General features: G+C 52.4%; 16 protein-coding genes, 1 tRNA gene and 3 rRNA genes. 15 read left to right on the plus strand and 5 right to left on the minus strand.

Going from position 1 to position 19362, the window contains the following annotated elements:
• Window positions 1-21: 21 nt before the first annotated feature.
• Both qseC and qseB read right to left on the minus strand, forming a co-directional pair.
• Window positions 22-1362 carry a quorum sensing histidine kinase QseC gene (qseC, locus tag GKC68_RS00905; RefSeq protein WP_206116013.1) on the minus strand — a complete coding sequence of 447 codons (1341 nt, stop codon included), beginning with the start codon at window positions 1360-1362 and terminating at the stop codon, window positions 22-24.
• Window positions 1350-2021, minus strand: a complete 672-nt coding sequence (qseB, locus tag GKC68_RS00910) for a quorum sensing response regulator transcription factor QseB (protein ID WP_028725321.1) — start codon at window positions 2019-2021, stop codon at window positions 1350-1352. The genes qseC and qseB overlap by 13 nt, the downstream gene beginning before the upstream one ends.
• A 160-nt stretch (window positions 2022-2181) precedes the next feature.
• Here qseB and GKC68_RS00915 point away from each other — a divergent pair, with 160 nt between their 5' ends.
• The 7 genes from GKC68_RS00915 to rbsR all read left to right on the plus strand — a co-directional run bounded on the left by GKC68_RS00915 (window position 2182) and on the right by rbsR (window position 8559).
• Window positions 2182-2583, plus strand: coding sequence for a YgiW/YdeI family stress tolerance OB fold protein (locus tag GKC68_RS00915; RefSeq protein WP_014332977.1), 402 nt, complete (start codon window positions 2182-2184; stop codon window positions 2581-2583).
• Between the two features lie 182 nt (window positions 2584-2765).
• Window positions 2766-3185 (plus strand): D-ribose pyranase, encoded by a 420-nt coding sequence (gene rbsD / locus GKC68_RS00920; protein WP_028725319.1) that lies wholly within the window; start codon window positions 2766-2768, stop codon window positions 3183-3185.
• Window positions 3186-3192: 7 nt separating this feature from the next.
• Window positions 3193-4701 (plus strand): ribose ABC transporter ATP-binding protein RbsA, encoded by a 1509-nt coding sequence (gene rbsA, locus GKC68_RS00925; RefSeq protein ID WP_047714737.1) that lies wholly within the window; start codon window positions 3193-3195, stop codon window positions 4699-4701.
• Entirely contained in the window at window positions 4698-5669 is a 972-nt protein-coding gene (gene rbsC, locus GKC68_RS00930) for a ribose ABC transporter permease (RefSeq protein ID WP_013023916.1), read from the plus strand. The genes rbsA and rbsC overlap by 4 nt, the downstream gene beginning before the upstream one ends.
• Before the next feature lie 26 nt (window positions 5670-5695).
• Window positions 5696-6571: a ribose ABC transporter substrate-binding protein RbsB gene (rbsB, locus tag GKC68_RS00935; RefSeq protein WP_342656511.1), complete on the plus strand. Its 876-nt coding sequence runs from the start codon at window positions 5696-5698 to the stop codon at window positions 6569-6571.
• A 61-nt stretch (window positions 6572-6632) separates the two neighbouring features.
• Entirely contained in the window at window positions 6633-7562 is a 930-nt protein-coding gene (gene rbsK, locus GKC68_RS00940; RefSeq protein WP_047714738.1) for a ribokinase, read from the plus strand.
• 13 nt (window positions 7563-7575) lie between these two features.
• A complete protein-coding gene (gene rbsR, locus GKC68_RS00945; RefSeq protein WP_028725316.1) occupies window positions 7576-8559 on the plus strand; it encodes a ribose operon transcriptional repressor RbsR in 984 nt (327 codons plus the stop codon).
• On the opposite strand, the gene mdtD is transcribed toward rbsR, so the two are convergent.
• Window positions 8556-9956, minus strand: coding sequence for a multidrug transporter subunit MdtD (gene mdtD, locus GKC68_RS00950; protein ID WP_028725315.1), 1401 nt, complete (start codon window positions 9954-9956; stop codon window positions 8556-8558). The genes rbsR and mdtD overlap by 4 nt on opposite strands.
• A gap of 535 nt (window positions 9957-10491) precedes the next feature.
• On the opposite strand from mdtD, the gene GKC68_RS00955 reads away from it, so the two are divergent.
• From GKC68_RS00955 to rrf, 5 genes are all read left to right on the plus strand, one after another.
• Window positions 10492-12033: ribosomal RNA gene (locus tag GKC68_RS00955) — 16S ribosomal RNA — on the plus strand.
• A 92-nt stretch (window positions 12034-12125) separates the two neighbouring features.
• Window positions 12126-12200 (plus strand) — tRNA-Glu (locus GKC68_RS00960).
• A 212-nt stretch (window positions 12201-12412) separates the two neighbouring features.
• Window positions 12413-15316 (plus strand): 23S ribosomal RNA (locus GKC68_RS00965).
• Window positions 15317-15394: 78 nt separating this feature from the next.
• Window positions 15395-15538, plus strand: coding sequence for a hypothetical protein (locus GKC68_RS00970; protein ID WP_158541463.1), 144 nt, complete (start codon window positions 15395-15397; stop codon window positions 15536-15538).
• Window positions 15525-15640 (plus strand): 5S ribosomal RNA (gene rrf, locus GKC68_RS00975). Before GKC68_RS00970 ends, rrf begins: the two co-directional genes overlap by 14 nt.
• The 16S, 23S and 5S rRNA genes sit together here with 1 tRNA gene alongside, the layout of an rRNA operon.
• Before the next feature lie 313 nt (window positions 15641-15953).
• Here rrf and mobB read toward each other — a convergent pair.
• Both mobB and mobA read right to left on the minus strand, forming a co-directional pair.
• Window positions 15954-16469, minus strand: coding sequence for a molybdopterin-guanine dinucleotide biosynthesis protein MobB (gene mobB / locus GKC68_RS00980; RefSeq protein ID WP_110146217.1), 516 nt, complete (start codon window positions 16467-16469; stop codon window positions 15954-15956).
• Window positions 16469-17041 (minus strand): molybdenum cofactor guanylyltransferase MobA, encoded by a 573-nt coding sequence (mobA, locus tag GKC68_RS00985; protein ID WP_047714066.1) that lies wholly within the window; start codon window positions 17039-17041, stop codon window positions 16469-16471. Before mobA ends, mobB begins: the two co-directional genes overlap by 1 nt.
• Window positions 17042-17093: 52 nt before the next feature.
• On the opposite strand from mobA, the gene GKC68_RS00990 reads away from it, so the two are divergent.
• The 3 genes from GKC68_RS00990 to dsbA are packed head-to-tail and all read left to right on the plus strand — an operon-like array spanning window position 17094 to window position 19056.
• On the plus strand, window positions 17094-17369 hold the full coding sequence (locus GKC68_RS00990; protein WP_028722026.1) for a YihD family protein: 276 nt from the start codon (window positions 17094-17096) through the stop codon (window positions 17367-17369).
• Window positions 17370-17414: 45 nt separating this feature from the next.
• A complete protein-coding gene (locus GKC68_RS00995) occupies window positions 17415-18401 on the plus strand; it encodes a serine/threonine protein kinase (protein ID WP_342656512.1) in 987 nt (328 codons plus the stop codon).
• A 25-nt stretch (window positions 18402-18426) separates the two neighbouring features.
• Window positions 18427-19056: a thiol:disulfide interchange protein DsbA gene (gene dsbA / locus GKC68_RS01000; protein ID WP_013027789.1), complete on the plus strand. Its 630-nt coding sequence runs from the start codon at window positions 18427-18429 to the stop codon at window positions 19054-19056.
• Window positions 19057-19362: the final 306 nt, after the last annotated feature.

Below are 19362 nucleotides of genomic sequence, written 5' to 3' on the forward strand. Positions count from 1 at the left end.
CTGCCTGTCAGGCACTGCGTTTCACCAGTGCAGCGTGACGCACAATCCGCCGCCGGGATATTGACTGAAGTGCAGCGACATACCGTGCAACTGGGCAATATTGCGTACGATCGATAAACCCAGCCCACTGCCGCTTTTCTCCTGCCCGGGCGGACGCCAGAAACGTTCGCCTAAACGCTGCAACTCCGCTGCCGATAAACTGTTCCCGTTATCCTCCACCCGCAACGTATTCGGGCTGAGCACGATGTCAACGCGGCTGCCCGGCGGTGTATAGTGGATAGCGTTATCCAACAGGTTTCTGATCAGCAGTGACAGCAGCAACGCGTGTCCCGAAATAACCGGGTCGGCTTCAGCGTTAAGGCGCAATGTAATGTCAGCCTTATCTGCCAGTGGCAGCTGTGAAGCCAGCGTTTCCTGTGCCACCTTTTTTAACATGACGGGCTGGAACGTATTGCGAACATCCTCGGCTTCAATGCGGGAAAGGGTAAGCAACTGATCAACCAGACGAGTGGCGCGGGTAATACCCGCATCCAGCTGTTGCAGCGCGTGAGTGCGCATCGCCTCGTCATCGGCGGCCAGTTGAATGACCTCGCTTTGCACCCGCAGTGCGGCCAGCGGGCTACGTAATTCGTGTGCGGCATCCGACGTAAAACGGCGTTCCCGCTGCATCATGGAATGAATGCGGCGAAACAGACCGTTCAGGGCGTCAATTAACGGTCGTACCTCTTTAGGAACGCGATCGGCCTGCAAGGGCGCATCATCGTCAGGTGCCCGCCCGGCAAGCTGGTGGCTGAGTTTCTTCAGCGGACGAAGTTCATACCACACCAGGCCCGTTAACATCAGCAGCATAAAAGGTAATGAGATCAGCCAGGGCAACATGCTGGCATCGACCAGATCTTTTGCCATATCGTCACGGTATTCCCACTCCTGACCCACCACGACGCGGTAACGTTGATCGGGCGTAGTCAGCCAGACAAAGCGCCAGAGATCGTCATCCCCGTTAAGCTGTCCATCTTGGAAACCTTGATGATCCGCATTAAAGGGCAGATCTTTGCCATTATCGCCATCGTTGAGGACCTGTTTTCCCTCCTGGTCAAATACCGCGAAAGCCAGCGCGTCATCGTCCTGTTCGCCACGATTGTGATCCAGCAACTTTTTCGTTTTTGGCAGCGACGTGCCGTTCAGCGTCGTAAAGTCCAGGGTCAGCAGGCGCTTAGCGAGCAGCATCTGTTGCGTATCAAACAGCTCGTTAACGGTGTCACGTGTTTTATACCAGGCGCTGAGCGTGGCCGTTCCCCAACAAATGCCCAGTATCAGCACCAGGCCAATGCCAAGGCGTAAAAACAAACTCATCGATCGCATTCGCTTTCCCCCAGCGTATAGCCCACGCCGTGGATGGTGCGGATAAAGCGGTTACCGAGTTTTTTACGCAGATGATGGATATGCACTTCTACCGCATTGCTCGACACTTCGGTATCCCAGGTATAGAGTTTTTCTTCGAGCTGGCTTCGCGTCAGTACCCGATCCGGATTTCGCATAAACAGCTCAAGCAGGGCCAGCTCACGGCTTTTTAACGCGACAGTTTCGCCGTTTCTTTCCACGCTGAGATTACCGGGAATCAACACGACATCGCCATGACGCAGTTCGGGCTGGAGTTGCCCGTGGCGGCGGCGAATCAGTGCCTGTAAGCGAGCGGCAACTTCTGTAAGGGCAAAGGGTTTGCACAGGTAATCGTCAGCCCCCATCTGTAATCCTTCAACGCGTTGATCAAGCGCATCGCGGGCGGTAAGGATAAGGACCGGGACGTCGTGCCCCTGCTGACGCCAATGACGCAGTATGTCCAGCCCGTCACGCTCAGGTAGTGATAAATCGAGTACGACCGCATCCCACGGCGCCGCCGTTAATGCCTGAAAACCGGCCTCGCCAGAGACAAACCAGTCAACGCTGAATCCCAGCTTACTGAGTCCCGCTTTAATGCCGTCTCCAATCAGGCGGTCGTCCTCAATCAGTAAAATTCGCATCGCTTCTCCCTTTTAGTAAGCGATTTATACGAAGGCAAATGGGGGTTGTACAGTGAGTTTGGCTAAAAACTGCGTTTATTTTTGCCTTAAGATCCTGTTAAGAACTCTATGTTTTACTGCAGTTACTACCCTAACTGCTTCATGGACAAGAGGTGACAAAATGAAAAAGTATGCTGCACTATTAGCCGTAACCATGCTGGCTTCCGCGCCGGTCTTTGCTGCACAACAAGGCGGATTTGTTGATCCCAATGCGCCAGCGCCGGCCGCACATCAGCAGCAGGGCGGTTTTAAAGCCGATCAAAGCAGTGTTGTAACGGTGAAACAGGCTGAAGAGATGAAAGATGACAGCTGGATTACCGTTCGTGGCCAGCTTGAAAAGCAGATTGGTGATGAAGACTACGTGTTCCGCGATCAGACCGGCACGATGAAAGTCGAAATCGATCATAAGCGCTGGAATGGGCTGACTGTCTCACCCAAAGACCGTGTTGAACTGACCGGGGAACTGGATAAAGATTTCAACAGCATCGAGCTGGACGTTAAACAGGTCAAAAAGTTGCCCTGATTCTGCCCCAATGGACCGCCCAGTCGGTCCATTTATCCCTTCTGACGGCCCCGTAACTCAAATTCTGGTCTGCAACAGCGAAACGTTTCGATAGCGATCACAAATTTCTTATTCAGTGGTTGAATTGTAACCTTCATTTTATACACTCCTGAAAGCGAAACGTTTCGCTCTGGAGTGGAAAAATGAAAAAAGGTCGCCTGTTAAACGCTGAACTCTCTTACGTCATCGCCCGCCTGGGCCATACGGATACACTGACGATCGCCGATGCGGGGTTGCCGATTCCGGCAGAAACCCAGCGTATCGATCTGGCACTGATACCGGGTACGCCAGGATTTATGCAGGTGGTTGAAGCGGTAACGCATGAGATGCAGGTGGAAAGCGCCTTTATCGCGGAAGAAATTAAGCAGCATAATCCGCAGCTCCACAGCGAACTGATCGCCGTGCTCGAAGCATTGCAACAGCACCAGGGAAATACCATTAGTATCCACTACATCAGTCACGAACAGTTCAAACAACAAACACAGCGTAGTCAGGCGGTCATTCGCAGCGGAGAGTGTTCTCCGTTTGCGAATGTCATCCTGAGCGCAGGTGTGACCTTCTGAGGCCATTATGCAACCGTTACTGCAGCTTAAAGGCATCGAAAAATCATTTCCGGGCGTCAAGGCACTGAATGGCGCATCGTTGTCAGTCTGGCCGGGACGCGTTATGGCGCTGGTGGGGGAAAACGGCGCGGGCAAATCGACCATGATGAAAGTGCTTACCGGCATTTACAGTCGTGATGCGGGTTCACTGTTGTGGCTGGGTGAAGAAACGACATTCAGCGGCCCCAAGGCTTCTCAGGAAGCGGGCATTGGTATTATCCATCAGGAACTTAACCTGATCCCCCAGTTAACCGTCGCGGAAAACATTTTTCTTGGTCGCGAATTCGTTAATGGTCTGGGCTGCATCAACTGGAAACGGATGTATGCTGAAGCTGACGCGCTGCTAAAGCGCCTGAATTTACGTTTTAACAGCCACAAACTGGTGGGCGATTTATCCATCGGCGATCAGCAAATGGTCGAGATCGCTAAAGTGCTGAGCTTTGAGTCGAAAGTCATCATTATGGATGAGCCGACCGACGCGCTGACCGATACCGAAACCCTGTCGCTATTCCGCGTTATCAACGAACTGAAAGCACAGGGATGCGGTATCGTCTACATCTCCCATCGCATGAAAGAGATTTTTGAGATTTGCGATGATGTCACTGTGTTCCGTGATGGTCAGTTTATTGCTGAGCGTGCCGTCAGCGATCTGAGTGAAGAAAGCCTGATTGAGATGATGGTAGGCCGTAAGCTGGAAGATCAATATCCCCATCTGGACGAGGCGCCCGGCGACGTGCGCCTCAAAGTCGAAAATCTTAGCGGGCCTGGCGTCGATAACGTCTCGTTTATCCTGCGCAAAGGTGAAATTCTTGGCGTGTCTGGCCTGATGGGCGCTGGGCGCACCGAACTGATGAAAATCCTCTACGGTGCTGCGCCCCGCAGCGCCGGGCAGATCTGGCTGAGTGGACGTGAAGTGGTGACCCGCTCACCGCAGGATGGCCTTGCCAATGGCATCGTGTATATCTCAGAAGACCGTAAGCGCGATGGCCTGGTGCTGGGCATGTCAGTCAAAGAGAACATGTCTCTGACCGCACTGCGCTACTTCAGTCACCTGGGCGGCAGGCTCAGGCACGCTGAAGAGCAGCTCGCCGTCAGCGATTTTATCCGTCTGTTTAACGTTAAAACCCCCTCAATGGAGCAGCCGATTGGCCTGCTGTCCGGCGGTAATCAACAAAAAGTCGCGATTGCCCGCGGATTAATGACGCGCCCCAACGTGTTGATTCTTGATGAACCGACGCGCGGTGTTGACGTGGGGGCAAAAAAAGAGATCTATCAGCTCATTAACCAGTTTAAGGCAGAAGGGCTGAGCATTATTTTGGTGTCGTCTGAAATGCCTGAAGTTTTGGGCATGAGTGACCGTATTGTCGTGATGCATGAAGGCCGTTTAAGCGGCGAATTTACCCGTGAAGACGCTACCCAGGAAAGCCTGATGGCCGCAGCCGTTGGTAAGCAACACAGTGAGGATTTAGTTGTATGACCACCCAAACCGTTCCGTCTAACCGTCGCTGGTTCAGCAAAGCCTGGCTGCTTGAGCAAAAGTCGCTGATTGCGCTGATTGTGTTGATTGCCGTGGTCGCCAGCCAGAGCCCTAATTTCTTTACCGTGGCAAACCTGTTCAACATTTTGCAGCAGACATCGGTCAACGCCATTATGGCGGTGGGCATGACGCTGGTTATTCTGACGTCAGGTATCGATCTCTCTGTGGGATCGCTACTGGCGCTCACCGGTGCGGTGGCGGCATCGCTGGTGGGAATGGAGGTGAATGCCTTTGTTGCGGTTGCGGCTTCGCTGGCGCTGGGCGCAGCCATTGGCGCGGTGACCGGTACCATTGTCGCGCGCGGTAAGGTGCAGGCTTTTATCGCCACGTTGGTGATGATGCTGTTACTGCGCGGTGTCACCATGGTTTATACCAACGGCAGCCCAGTGAATACCGGCTTTAATGACAATGCCGATCTGTTCGGTTGGTTTGGTATTGGTCGTCCGTTGGGAATTCCTACACCTGTATGGCTGATGGTGCTGGTGTTCGTGGCGGCCTGGTACATGCTGCACCACACGCGGTTGGGCCGCTACATCTATGCACTGGGGGGGAATGAAGCCGCAACACGTCTCTCCGGTATCAACGTCAATCGGGTGAAAGTCATTGTTTATTCGCTGTCTGGCATGCTGGCGGCGCTGGCGGGCTCAATCGAAGTCGCCCGTCTTTCGTCCGCGCAGCCGACAGCCGGAACAGGCTATGAACTGGATGCGATTGCCGCCGTTGTATTAGGCGGTACCAGCCTGGCCGGAGGTAAGGGCCGGATTGTTGGCACTTTAATTGGCGCATTAATCCTTGGCTTTTTGAACAATGGTTTAAATCTGATGGGTGTATCGTCGTATTACCAGATGATCGTAAAAGCGGTAGTCATTCTGCTGGCGGTGCTGGTGGACAATAAAAGCAGCAAATAACTCAGACCTTAATACAGGATAAAAAGATGAAAAAGTTAACTGCATTAGCTGTGATCCTTGGTGCAACGCTCAGCGCCAGCGCATTGGCTAAAGATACCATTGCCTTAGTTATCTCTACGCTGAACAACCCGTTCTTCGTTTCACTGAAAGACGGCGCACAGAAAGAAGCCGATAAACTGGGCTACAACCTGGTCGTGCTGGATTCACAGAACAACCCGGCAAAAGAACTGGCTAACGTTCAGGACTTGACCGTGCGCGGGACGAAAGTGCTGTTGATTAACCCGACCGATTCTGACGCTGTCGGCAACGCCATCAAAATGGCTAACCAGGCGAAGATCCCGGTGATCACCCTGGACCGCGTAGCTGCACAGGGTACGGTAGTCAGTCACGTTGCATCTGATAACCGTTTTGGCGGCAAGATGGCGGGTGACTACATCGCACGTAAACTGGGTGATAACGCGAAAGTGATCGAGTTAGAAGGCATCGCAGGGACTTCTGCTGCGCGTGAACGTGGCGAAGGTTTTAAACAGGCTGCTGATGCACATAAATTCCAGATTCTGGCCAGCCAGCCGGCAGACTTTGATCGTACCAAGGGGTTGAACGTCATGCAGAACCTGCTGCAGGCGCATCCGGATGTTCAGGCGGTGTTTGCACAGAATGACGAAATGGCACTGGGCGCGCTGCGTGCACTGCAGACTGCAGGTAAAACCGATGTGATGGTCGTTGGTTTCGATGGCACACCTGATGGCGTGAAAGCCGTTGAAGGTGGCAAGCTGGCCGCAACCGTGGCTCAGATGCCGGAGAAAATTGGCATGATCGGCGTTCAGACTGCTGATAAAGTGCTGAAAGGTGAAAAAGTGCAGGCGGTCAATCCGGTCGATCTGAAACTGGTTACCAAATAAATCAAAGAAAAGCAGGGCATTGCGCCACCCGTCGGTGGCGCACTTATTTCGGACTCCTCCAATGAGCAAAAACGCAAAACTGGCCGTTCTTGGTAGCATTAATGCTGACCACATCCTTAATCTGGCTCATTTTCCCCGCCCTGGCGAAACGGTGATCGGGCAGAAATACCAGATTGCGTTTGGCGGTAAAGGCGCGAATCAGGCGGTTGCCGCGGGTCGTGCGGGTGCGAATATCGCTTTTATAGCCTGTGTTGGCGCTGATGACATTGGCGAACGTATTTGCCAACAGCTCGCGCAGGACAATATTGATACGCATTCAGTAGAAGCCGTCGAGGGTGAATCTACGGGTGTGGCGATGATTTTCGTGAATGGCGAAGGCGAAAATAACATTGGCATCTATTCCGGCGCCAACGCGGCATTGACGCCGCAGTATGTTGAACGTCACCAGCAGGTCATTACCCAGGCGGATGCCTTACTGATGCAGTTGGAATCGCCTCTGGACAGTGTTTTGGCTGCGGCGACGTTGGCCAGACAGCATCAAACCCGCGTGATTTTAAATCCTGCTCCGGCAACGAAACTGTCTGATGATTTGTTAGCGCTTATCGACATCATTACGCCGAATGAAACTGAAGCTGAAATTCTGACCGGTATTGCGGTAAATAATGATGATGATGCTGCACGTGCCGCCGCTGCATTGCATGAAAAAGGTATTGCTACCGTTTTGATCACCCTGGGACGCCGTGGCGTCTGGCTAAGTGAAAATGGGAAGGGACAACGTATTGCCGGCTTTGAGGTCAACGCGGTCGACACCATTGCTGCTGGCGATACCTTTAACGGTGCGTTTATCACTGCGCGCCTTGAAGGTAAGGCCATGCATGATGCCGTTCGTTTTGCCCATGCCGCCGCGGCAATTGCGGTAACCCGTTCAGGTGCGCAGCCTTCTGTACCGTGGCGTGCGGAAATCGACGACTTTTTACAGCAGCAGGGTTAAGCGCTTGGCTACGATGAAAGATGTCGCCCGACTGGCGGGTGTCTCAACTTCAACGGTTTCACACGTCATCAACAAGAACCGTTTTGTCAGTGACGGCGTGCGTGAAAAAATTGAACAGGCGATCCGCGAACTCAACTACGCGCCGTCGGCACTAGCACGTAGCCTCAAGCTTAACCAAACCAATACCATCGGCATGCTACTGACTGCCAGTAGCAACCCTTTTTATGCAGAAGTGGTGCGCGGGGTAGAAGACAGTTGCTATGAGCGGGGATACAGTCTGATTCTTTGTAATACCGCTGGCGACGAAGCGCGCATGAATCGTAGCCTGGAAACGCTGCTGCAAAAGCGCGTTGATGGCTTGCTTATCATGTGTACCGAGAGTCATCTGCCTTCGGCCGAAATTCTTAACCGTTATCCCTCTATCCCAACGGTGATGATGGACTGGGCACCTTTCGAAGGCCATGGCGATATTATTCAGGATAACGCATTGTTGGGGGGAGAGCTGGCCACGCAGCACCTGATTGACAGTGGCTACTCGCGTATTGCCTGTATTTCTGGGCCGCTTGATAAAACGCCTGCACGTATGCGACTGGAAGGTTATTACCAGGCGATGCAGAAAAGCGGTCTGCATGTTCCGCCAGAGTATGTTGTCAGTGGCGACTTTGAGTTTTCAGGCGGCTACAACGCGATGTTTGAATTGCTGGCGCTGGAAACGCCGCCACATGCTGTTTTTACCAGCAACGACGCGATGGCGGTTGGCGTTTATCACGCGTTGCATCAGGCCGGACTGCAGATTCCACAGGATATGGCGGTGATGGGATATGATGATATTGAACTGGCACGCTATATGTCACCGCCGCTGAGTACTGTTCATCAACCCAAAGATGAACTGGGCGAACTGGCGATAGATACGCTGATTCACCGCCTGAGCAATCCCGACGTCAGCCAGCAAACGCTGGTACTAACGCCGGAGCTGGTGCCGCGAGGCTCGGTTTAAGCCTTTTTCTTTTTATCGCGATTGCTGATCAGGTTACGTCCATCACCATTGCGCAACATCATAAATGTTAGCGCCGACAGCACGGTTACGATGCCCATCGTCAGGAAGGTGGAATGGAACTGTTCTACCGTCGTGCTATCGAACTCCTGATAAAAACGCAGTACAGCAGCGCTCACCGCTACACCGAAACTGATCGCCAGTTGTTGTGTCACGGCTAGCACGCTATTGCCGCCACTGGCGTTGTCGTCATCTAAATCAGCCAGCGTAATGGTATTCATCGCCGTAAACTGGGTGGACATCGCCATACCCAGCAGAAAGAGCGGGATCAATAACAATGCGATGCTTTCAGAAGGTGACTGCAGTGAAAAGCTGGCAATCATGAACCCGATAATCACCGTAATACTGACCAGCAAGCGGCGATAACCAAACCAGCGCAGCAGCTGCGTTACGCTTTGTTTTGCCAGAATAGATCCTACGGCCGTGGGCGCCATCATGCATCCCGCCAGAATAGCCGAGTAACCGAAACCCACCTGAAGCATCAGCGGCATCAAAAACGGCACACAGCCTGTACCAAGCCGCGAGGCGATGTTGCCAATGATACCTACCGAGAAGGTGCGGGTCTTAAACATCGGCAGATTAATAAGGGGAGAGGGATGACGTCGGGCGTGCGCAATATAAAGAAGCAATAACACAACACCGCCACACAATACTCCGGCCGCAATCCAGGGTGAGACGATACGCTCACCAAACAGCTCTATCCCGGTGGAGAGCATCACCAACCCGATGCCGAAGAGTAAAAAGCCCAGAAAGTCGAAGCGGCGTTTAGGCGTAGTAAAGTCAGGCATATATTTGCGCGCATAGAATATGCCGAGTATGCCAATAGGGATGTTAATCAGGAATATCCAGTGCCAGGTGGCATACGTCACCATTATACCGCCCAACAGCGGCCCCAGGATCGGCCCCACCAAACCCGGCATCGTCACAAAGTTAAGTATGGGTAAGAGTTCACTGCGCGGATAGGCGCGCAAGAGTGCCAGGCGCGCTACCGGCATCATCATGGCACCACCAATGCCCTGAATGACACGGGAGGTAACCAGAACAGATAAAGAAGGCGACAAGGCGCAGGCTAACGAGCCAAGGGTAAAGAGTGAAACGGCAATCATGAAGATTTTGCGTGTGCCGTAACGATCTGCAAGCCAGCCGCTGACAGGGATAAGCATGGCAACGGTTAAGGTGTAGCTGATGACGGCGGACTGCATGGCAAGCGGGGAACGGTCAAGACTGGTGGCGATCGCGGGCAGGGCAGTATTCAATATCGTGGCATCCAGGGACTGCATAAAGAATGCCATAGCGGCAATCCATGGCAGACCGGCCATACTGCGCGCGGATTTAATCATTGAGCGTCCTTCGTAATGTTTTTAGCAAAAATAATGAAGAAGAATAGCATTGGCAGAAACCCACAATACGCCTCTTTCAATGACTACGCGGTGATTTCCGTGCGTTGTTTAGGCAGGAAGTGGTGGTTTTTACCTCGTTCGTTTAAAAATAAACCGCTCAGACATTTTTTTATAATTAATGCTTGTCAGCTTCGGAGAACTCCCTATAATGCGCCTCCACTGACACGGCACAACGGCTTACGTAACGCGGTGTTCAGCAGGAGGCTCCCAGGAGTTTCCGCCGGAGAAAAACTTCTGAAAAAGAGGTTGACTCTGAAGGAGGAAAGCGTAATATATGCCACCTCGCAACAGACGGTTAACCCGCTGTTCGCACTGCTCTTTAACAATTTATCAGACAATCTGTGTGGGCACTCGCAGGATTGATATCAGCGTCTCCGGACGTAAAAAATATCAAGTCTTAAGAGTGAACACGTAATAAATTCATTACGACGTTTTCCTTGAGCACCGCTGAACTGGTTTCAGCAAATCAAACTTTAAATTGAAGAGTTTGATCATGGCTCAGATTGAACGCTGGCGGCAGGCCTAACACATGCAAGTCGGACGGTAGCACAGAGGAGCTTGCTCCTCGGGTGACGAGTGGCGGACGGGTGAGTAATGTCTGGGGATCTGCCCGATAGAGGGGGATAACCACTGGAAACGGTGGCTAATACCGCATAACGTCGCAAGACCAAAGAGGGGGACCTTCGGGCCTCTCACTATCGGATGAACCCAGATGGGATTAGCTAGTAGGCGGGGTAACGGCCCACCTAGGCGACGATCCCTAGCTGGTCTGAGAGGATGACCAGCCACACTGGAACTGAGACACGGTCCAGACTCCTACGGGAGGCAGCAGTGGGGAATATTGCACAATGGGCGCAAGCCTGATGCAGCCATGCCGCGTGTATGAAGAAGGCCTTCGGGTTGTAAAGTACTTTCAGCGGGGAGGAAGGCAGTGAGGTTAATAACCTTACTGATTGACGTTACCCGCAGAAGAAGCACCGGCTAACTCCGTGCCAGCAGCCGCGGTAATACGGAGGGTGCAAGCGTTAATCGGAATTACTGGGCGTAAAGCGCACGCAGGCGGTCTGTTAAGTCAGATGTGAAATCCCCGGGCTTAACCTGGGAACTGCATTTGAAACTGGCAGGCTTGAGTCTCGTAGAGGGGGGTAGAATTCCAGGTGTAGCGGTGAAATGCGTAGAGATCTGGAGGAATACCGGTGGCGAAGGCGGCCCCCTGGACGAAGACTGACGCTCAGGTGCGAAAGCGTGGGGAGCAAACAGGATTAGATACCCTGGTAGTCCACGCCGTAAACGATGTCGACTTGGAGGTTGTTCCCTTGAGGAGTGGCTTCCGGAGCTAACGCGTTAAGTCGACCGCCTGGGGAGTACGGCCGCAAGGTTAAAACTCAAATGAATTGACGGGGGCCCGCACAAGCGGTGGAGCATGTGGTTTAATTCGATGCAACGCGAAGAACCTTACCTACTCTTGACATCCACGGAATTCGGCAGAGATGCCTTAGTGCCTTCGGGAACCGTGAGACAGGTGCTGCATGGCTGTCGTCAGCTCGTGTTGTGAAATGTTGGGTTAAGTCCCGCAACGAGCGCAACCCTTATCCTTTGTTGCCAGCGATTCGGTCGGGAACTCAAAGGAGACTGCCGGTGATAAACCGGAGGAAGGTGGGGATGACGTCAAGTCATCATGGCCCTTACGAGTAGGGCTACACACGTGCTACAATGGCGCATACAAAGAGAAGCGACCTCGCGAGAGCAAGCGGACCTCATAAAGTGCGTCGTAGTCCGGATCGGAGTCTGCAACTCGACTCCGTGAAGTCGGAATCGCTAGTAATCGTGGATCAGAATGCCACGGTGAATACGTTCCCGGGCCTTGTACACACCGCCCGTCACACCATGGGAGTGGGTTGCAAAAGAAGTAGGTAGCTTAACCTTCGGGAGGGCGCTTACCACTTTGTGATTCATGACTGGGGTGAAGTCGTAACAAGGTAACCGTAGGGGAACCTGCGGTTGGATCACCTCCTTACCTGAAGATACTTTCCCGCGAAGTGCTCACACAGATTGTCTGATAGAAAGATAAAGAAGCAAGACGGCTGCGAAGTCGAGACACGCGTACGTGTCCCCTTCGTCTAGCGGTTAGGACTCCGCCCTTTCACGGCGGCAACAGGGGTTCGAATCCCCTAGGGGACGCCACTTGCTTGGTGACAGGTGAAAGGTGTCTCCACAAAGTATCTCAAAACTGGCCTCAGGGTCACGTTTGAGATATTTGCTCTTTAACAATCCGGAACAAGCTGAAAATTTGAAACGACACAGGGTCGCATTCTTCCGTAATAAAGAATGATGACAATGTGTTCGAGTCTCTCAAAAGCTCATGACACGCAGCGTAAAACGCCTGTGGGTTGTGAGGTTAAGCGACTAAGCGTACACGGTGGATGCCCTGGCAGTCAGAGGCGATGAAGGGCGTGCTAATCTGCGATAAGCGCCGGTAAGGTGATATGAACCGCTACAACCGGCGATACCCGAATGGGGAAACCCAGTGTGATTCGTCACACTATCATGCAGTGAATACATAGCTGTATGAGGCGAACCGGGGGAACTGAAACATCTAAGTACCCCGAGGAAAAGAAATCAACCGAGATTCCCCCAGTAGCGGCGAGCGAACGGGGAGGAGCCCAGAACCATCATCAGCTTGTGCATCAGTGGAAGCGTCTGGAAAGTCGCAGGGTACAGGGTGATACTCCCGTACACAAAGGTGCACAGGCTGTGAGTTCGATGAGTAAGGCGGGACACGTGGTATCCTGTCTGAATATGGGGGGACCATCCTCCAAGGCTAAATACTCCTGACTGACCGATAGTGAACCAGTACCGTGAGGGAAAGGCGAAAAGAACCCCGGCGAGGGGAGTGAAACAGAACCTGAAACCGTGTACGTACAAGCAGTGGGAGCACCTTCGTGGTGTGACTGCGTACCTTTTGTATAATGGGTCAGCGACTTATATTCTGTAGCAAGGTTAACCGTATAGGGGAGCCGCAGGGAAACCGAGTCTTAACTGGGCGTTAAGTTGCAGGGTATAGACCCGAAACCCGGTGATCTAGCCATGGGCAGGTTGAAGGTTGGGTAACACTAACTGGAGGACCGAACCGACTAATGTTGAAAAATTAGCGGATGACCTGTGGCTGGGGGTGAAAGGCCAATCAAACCGGGAGATAGCTGGTTCTCCCCGAAAGCTATTTAGGTAGCGCCTCGTGAACTCATCTCCGGGGGTAGAGCACTGTTTCGGCTAGGGGGCCATCCCGGCTTACCAACCCGATGCAAACTGCGAATACCGGAGAATGTTATCACGGGAGACACACGGCGGGTGCTAACGTCCGTCGTGAAGAGGGAAACAACCCAGACCGCCAGCTAAGGTCCCAAAGTCATGGTTAAGTGGGAAACGATGTGGGAAGGCCCAGACAGCCAGGATGTTGGCTTAGAAGCAGCCATCATTTAAAGAAAGCGTAATAGCTCACTGGTCGAGTCGGCCTGCGCGGAAGATGTAACGGGGCTAAACCATGCACCGAAGCTGCGGCAGCGACACTATGTGTTGTTGGGTAGGGGAGCGTTCTGTAAGCCGTCGAAGGTGGCCTGTGAGGGCTGCTGGAGGTATCAGAAGTGCGAATGCTGACATAAGTAACGATAAACAAGGTGAAAAACCTTGTCGCCGGAAGACCAAGGGTTCCTGTTCAACGTTAATCGGAGCAGGGTGAGTCGACCCCTAAGGCGAGGCCGAAAGGCGTAGTCGATGGGAAACAGGTTAATATTCCTGTACTTGGTGTTACTGCGAAGGGGGGACGGAGAAGGCTATATCGGCCGGGCGACGGTTGTCCCGGTTTAAGCGTGTAGGTGTGTGTTCCAGGCAAATCCGGTTCACTTTACACTGAGGCGTGACGACGAGGCACTACGGTGCTGAAGTGATAAATGCCCTGCTTCCAGGAAAAGCCTCTAAGCATCAGGTAACACAAAATCGTACCCCAAACCGACACAGGTGGTCAGGTAGAGAATACCCAGGCGCTTGAGAGAACTCGGGTGAAGGAACTAGGCAAAATGGTGCCGTAACTTCGGGAGAAGGCACGCTGTCGGTAGGTGAAACCCCTCGCGGGTGGAGCTGAAGGCAGTCGAAGATACCAGCTGGCTGCAACTGTTTATTAAAAACACAGCACTGTGCAAACACGAAAGTGGACGTATACGGTGTGACGCCTGCCCGGTGCCGGAAGGTTAATTGATGGGGTTATCCGCAAGGAGAAGCTCTTGATCGAAGCCCCGGTAAACGGCGGCCGTAACTATAACGGTCCTAAGGTAGCGAAATTCCTTGTCGGGTAAGTTCCGACCTGCACGAATGGCGTAATGATGGCCAGGCTGTCTCCACCCGAGACTCAGTGAAATTGAAATCGCTGTGAAGATGCAGTGTACCCGCGGCAAGACGGAAAGACCCCGTGAACCTTTACTACAGCTTGACACTGAACACTGAGCCTTGATGTGTAGGATAGGTGGGAGGCTTTGAAGCGTGGACGCCAGTCTGCGTGGAGCCAACCTTGAAATACCACCCTTTAATGTTTGGTGTTCTAACGTAGGCCCGTGATCCGGGCTGCGGACAGTGTCTGGTGGGTAGTTTGACTGGGGCGGTCTCCTCCCAAAGCGTAACGGAGGAGCACGAAGGTTGGCTAATCCTGGTCGGACATCAGGAGGTTAGTGCAATGGCATAAGCCAGCTTGACTGCGAGAGTGACGGCTCGAGCAGGTGCGAAAGCAGGTCATAGTGATCCGGTGGTTCTGAATGGAAGGGCCATCGCTCAACGGATAAAAGGTACTCCGGGGATAACAGGCTGATACCGCCCAAGAGTTCATATCGACGGCGGTGTTTGGCACCTCGATGTCGGCTCATCACATCCTGGGGCTGAAGTAGGTCCCAAGGGTACGGCTGTTCGCCGTTTAAAGTGGTACGCGAGCTGGGTTTAGAACGTCGTGAGACAGTTCGGTCCCTATCTGCCGTGGGCGCTGGAGAATTGAGGGGGGTTGCTCCTAGTACGAGAGGACCGGAGTGAACGCACCGCTGGTGTCCGGGTTGTCACGCCAGTGGCACTGCCCGGTAGCTAAGTGCGGAAAAGATAAGTGCTGAAAGCATCTAAGCACGAAACTTGCCCCGAGATGAGTTCTCCCTGAGCCTTTAAGGCTCCTGAAGGGACGTTGAAGACGACGACGTTGATAGGCCGGGTGTGTAAGCGCAGCGATGCGTTGAGCTTACCGGTACTAATGACCCGTGAGGCTTAACCTTACAACGCCAGAGGCGTTTTGGTTGAGAGACAGAAGAATTTTCAGCATTGTTTCCCGGATAAAGAATCTGCGGAAACGCATGATTTTGCGGCGTGACAAGGCGCAGAGCGAAGACATCAGCGGGAGCATACAGAAGTATGTGACCGGTGTGGCTGAGCGATGGCAACGCGGTCACGGTGTAAAAGAGGCGTTTCGGCACAAAGAATTTGCCTGGCGGCTGTAGCGCGGTGGTCCCACCTGACCCCATGCCGAACTCAGAAGTGAAACGCCGTAGCGCCGATGGTAGTGTGGGGTCTCCCCATGCGAGAGTAGGGAACTGCCAGGCATCAATTAAGTAGAGAAGCCCCGTACGAAAGTGCGGGGCTTTTTTACGTCTGTCGATCTGCCGGATAACCCCTCGTCTCTGCGCCGTTCCGGGCCGGATGCCTCCCTTTACCGGCTTTCAGCGGGCAACGGTGAACCTGAAGCAGGGCACGGGTGCAGTGGCGGAGCGACGTAAAACCCAGGCGCGTTATCTGGTAAGCGGCCGACAGGCTCAGGGGATAATGGTAATTACACCTTCTTTGCCGTTCGAAGACGGGAAAACTCTGTACTGAACGCTGCTGATCTGCATCATCCAATCGCTACCCATTGTGTTGTCAGCTATGCGCTTTTTTACCCAGCCATGTCAGGATAAATGCGGCCACTTCTTGTGGCTGGTTGATGTTCAAAACGGGCACATTCAGGTTTAAAGTCGTGTCGTCACAGGCGACAGCCACCACCTTCTCATCCAGCAGTGCTGCTAGCTCACCTTTAAGACCCGATCGCCAAAGCACAATTTTGGCGACTGGCTCATCTTTAAATCCTTCGACTAACACTACATCCAGCTGTTCGCCGTCCATTCGTTCCACTAACGTTATTAAACTGACAGGCTGCTCAGGTGTTTCACACATGAGTGCCCAACGCCTGTCGCTGGCGACAATAACCTGCTCGGCTCCGGCTTTACGCAGCCGATAGCTGTCTTTACCCGGTCTGTCTACGTCCATGTCATGGTGGGTGTGTTTAATTAATCCCGCACGTATTTCCTGCGCTTTTAACAACGGTATAACCTGCTCGAGTAGTGTGGTTTTACCGGTTCCGCTCCAGGCGACAATGGCCAATAACGGAATATGCATTATGACTTCTCCTGCATGATCAGATCGTCAGGTGTATTGATGTTGCTGAACGCTGACTCTGGATCGCTAAATAAAACCGGGTGGCCGCCATGCTCACGCATAAACTGCATAAGCCGGCGCTCCCCCCGTAACAACCATGTCTCAAGATCGTCGGCAATCGCCTTATTCATCAAGGCCAGGGTTGGATGATCCCGCTGGGAGGATTTCACCCATACAGCAGGTGCGTTGTTACGCTGCTGCCAGAGGCGCGCAACAAAATCACAAGGGATCTGAGGTGTATCACAGGCACAAAATGCCACCCAATCAGTGGGGCTGTGCCGTAAACCGCTCAACATACCTGCAAGCGGTCCTGGGTAGTCCTTCATTGAATCGGTTACGACCTGATAACCACTTAGCTGATAACGATCAATGTTGCGGTTAGCGCTTATTAACACAATGTCTACCTGCGGCCTCAACCGCGCTAGAACGTGTTGGTAAAGGGGTTTACTCTGCATCATGAGTAATCCTTTATCCTGCCCGCCCATACGGCTACCTTGTCCACCAGCCAGGATTACACCAGTACATGCTGCCATCTTGTCTCCTTGTGTCATTCTGGACGTGAATCACCTGCATTGAGGAATCATTATGAAAACCCATCGGCTGACTGAACTGCTTGAACTCCTGCAACCGGCATGGGAGAAAGAGCCCGATCTTAACCTGTTGGCATTTTTACAAAAACTGGCCCACGAGTCTGGTTTCATTGGCCCATTAAGTGAATTAAGCGATGACGTATTGATTTATCATCTAAAAATGCGTGATTCAGCCAGCACCGATGAGATTCCGGGCCTGAAAAAAGATTATGAAGTCGATTTTAAAACCGCTCTGCTACGTGCACGTGGTGTCATCAAAAATGACGAGTAGTGTTATCCTTGGCCATTAACAGAAAAGATAAGCACAGGGATAACCATGAGTGATGCCGCCTTTAACTTCCAGACACTCAATCCTGATGTCCTGTTGGATGCGCTTTGGGAAACGGGTATACGGGTAGATTCTGGTTTAACCGCCCTGAACAGCTATGAAAATCGGGTTTATCAGTTTAGCGACGATGAAAAACGTCGCTATGTGGCCAAGTTTTATCGCCCTCAGCGCTGGAGTGCAGAACAGATCACCGAAGAGCATCGGTTTTCCCAGGATTTGCTGGACGATGAGGTGCCGATTGCCGCGCCATTAATTTTGCAGGGCGATACGCTGCAACGTCATGCTGGTTTTTACTATGCGGTCTTTCCCAGTCTGGGTGGACGGCAGTATGAAACCGACAACGAAGATCAGATGGAATGGGTAGGCCGTTTCCTGGGACGTATTCATCAAACTGGCCGCAAAAGCCTGTTTCAGCAACGCCCATCCATAGGGCTGGAAGAATATCTGGCGCAGCCGCGAGAAGTCCTGGCAAAGGCTGAGCTGGTGCCTGCGTCACTCCGCCCTGCATTGCTGGAAGCTGTCGATAAACTTGGCATCACGCTGCGGCAGTGCTGGCATAGCGACTGGCAGCCGCTACGCTTACATGGTGATTGCCATCCGGGCAATATTCTGTGGCGCGATGGCCCGCTGTTTGTCGATCTTGATGATGCCCGTAACGGTCCCGCTATTCAGGATCTGTGGATGTTAATTAGCGGAGACAAGCAGGAACAACGCATCCAATGGGATATTCTGTTGGACGCCTATAGTGAATTCAGCGACTTCGATATTAACGAATTGTCACTGATTGAGCCTTTACGTGCTATGCGCATGATTTATTATCTGGCCTGGGTCGTGCGCCGATGGCAGGATCCCGCTTTTCCGCGCGCTTTCCCCTGGATGGTGGATGAGGATTTCTGGCGCAGCCAAATTTTGCAGTTTATCGAGCAGGAAAAGGTGTTACGGGAACCTCCGTTGCAGCTGGCCCCGCAATTTTAATGAAAAGTCAGGAGAGTTTTCCCCAATGAAGAAAATATTTTTTGCACTGATGGGTTTGGTGCTGGCGTTCAGCGCATCTGCTGCACAATTCACTGAAGGTAAACAATACGTTAGCCTGCCTAAACCTGTTGCAGGTGAACCCCAGGTCATGGAGTTTTTCTCTTTTTTCTGCCCTCACTGCTACCAGTTTGAGCAAATTTACCACGTCGGTGATGCAGTTAAAAAGAATCTGCCAGCCGATACGAAGATGGTGAAGTACCACGTTGACTTCCTTGGCGGCGACTTAGGTCCCGTTGTCACTCATGCGTGGGCCGTCGCTATGGCGCTGGGCGTAGAAGATAAAGTGACTTCACCTATTTTTGATGGCATTCAGAAAAGCCAGACGATTACGGATGCAGCCAGTCTGAAAGACGTATTCATCAAAGCAGCGGGCATTTCTTCTGAGCAGTATGATGCGGCGTGGAACAGCTTTGCAGTTAAAGCCCTTGTTGCTCAGCAGCAAAAAGCGGCATCTGACGTTGATCTGCGCGGCGTGCCAGCGATGTTTATTAACGGCAAATATATGGTTAATAACGGCGGTCTGGACACCAGCTCAATGGCGAACTTCGTGGCGGATTATGCCAACGTAGTGAAGTTCCTGGTTGAGAAAAAATAAGCGTTTTACGCTGAGTTTTTTGCAAAACGCCAGCATACGCTGGCGTTTTCATTTGTAATTTGTGCGCCCATCGCTGACCAGTTGTCGAAGCACAGTTTTTCTATCCACACAAGCGAACATGCCATTAAAAATCACGATCGCATCACGGATTTATATTAACCATATGATTTTGTTGTTTTTAATTTTGACTGAATCTTTTTTATGACACAAATAAACTATTGATATAATTTTTACGCACAAAGTTATCCACAGAAAGATCGTTGCGATCCTCATTACATAAGCACGAAAAACGTCACTCCCTGTCTG

This window comes from Pantoea sp. RSPAM1, assembly GCF_038816185.1.
GTDB lineage: Bacteria > Pseudomonadota > Gammaproteobacteria > Enterobacterales > Enterobacteriaceae > Pantoea > Pantoea ananatis.